Source organism: Psychrobacter sp. Pi2-52 (assembly GCF_904846705.1).
Classification (GTDB): domain Bacteria; phylum Pseudomonadota; class Gammaproteobacteria; order Pseudomonadales; family Moraxellaceae; genus Psychrobacter.
Genome location: NZ_CAJHBS010000049.1, coordinates 1 through 1,390 on the forward strand (window position 1 = coordinate 1; position 1,390 = coordinate 1,390).

General features: G+C 38.6%; 1 protein-coding gene. It reads right to left on the bottom strand.

The genetic code is table 11. The features are described 5' to 3' along the window. Window positions 1-74 precede the first annotated feature (74 nt). Window positions 75-1,064, bottom strand: coding sequence for a purine nucleoside permease (locus JMY00_RS13430; protein ID WP_201580527.1), 990 nt, complete (start codon window positions 1,062-1,064; stop codon window positions 75-77). Between the last annotated feature and the right edge of the window lie 326 nt (window positions 1,065-1,390).

The following is a 1,390-nucleotide window of genomic DNA, read 5'->3' on the forward strand; positions in this document are numbered from 1 at the left end:
ATTATGACAATTTAACCCTGTCAGGCATGGCTGCCTGACTCAAGTAAAACACTCTCCGATATACTCGGGGCGGTTCAATCCCAGTTATCAACGATGTGATCGACAGTTTTCGATCCTACTAGCAGGATATTTTCTACTGTTTCTGCAAAGCCACCAGCTGTTTCTCCTGGCGCTGGATCTAGATGTTGAAGAGTAGTCTCATTTGGATTACCTTGGTCAAAATTCACTGTACCACGTAAGCTCATGATGCGTTCAATACCTACCGTTCTGTTAAGTACTTGTGCTATTGCAGCGGCTTCCATTTCAGTGATAATGTAATCATCTGCATTATATAGTTCAGCTATATATTGAGCTTGTTTTGACAACCCTGGACCATGAAAAAAGGTATCTCCTGTCATATGAGTGCCTACGGTGATAGCTGGGCTCCGTCGTGCTGCTGCATCAGGATATTTCATTCGATATGCGCTGGCTTCTTTTGAATCTTTTAAAGCAACTGACTGGCTTAGATGTAGGTTCCATTTTAGCAGTTCAGAGTTAAGTTGATAGCGGCGAATATCTTCGTAGCCTTTACGGGGTGTAAACGTAGGTGCACCTTTTTCACCTTCTTCGGCTTTCCAGCGGTGACCTAAGTCGTAATCTACGAGCCAAGACGCCCAGCTGACATCACCTATCGTGCCTTTACTCGGTGGTGTTCCTGCGACACCGCTTAGAACGAAGTAGCTTTTGCTAAAGTCAAATTTAGGAAAAAGTGTGATTGCTTGCATGGACGCTGAAGACCCTACTTTACCCATTCCTAATACCGAACCACAGACACCTTCGGAGTTACAATAAACTGGGCTATGAGCACCTTCTACTTTTATAGGCTTACTATCTGTAAAGTATTTATTATACCAATGCTGAAATTCGCCTGCTTTATCTCCACTATTTTCACCAATTTCAAACATTGCTGCGATAAATACCTTTACTTGGATTTTATCTTGATGAATTTCAGCTTGTGCATTACTGCAAAACATAAATATCATGGTAAAAATAGATAAATGAAAAAAATGTTTTTTTATAAACATATGGGACGCCTATTTAAAGTATTTAAGTCTGGATTTATAGTTTAATTAGCAATAACTAAAAAATTTGCTAAAACTAAATAAATGCTTATATATATCCAATATAGAATAGCATAATTTGTAGACAGGCTGGAGCGTTCGGGCAGTGTAGAGGGTAGGTCAAAAGGTTTTGGTTGGAATAGATTTTCCTTTTTTACTGATTTTATTTAACTATTTACGCTGTGTAGTTAGTTTTTTGATAAAAGATTTCTGCTATAGTCAGTCCAAAATAGAAAAGGTACAATGCTTTTAAACCAAGCAAAGAGAAATATAAAAGATGACCTACTCAG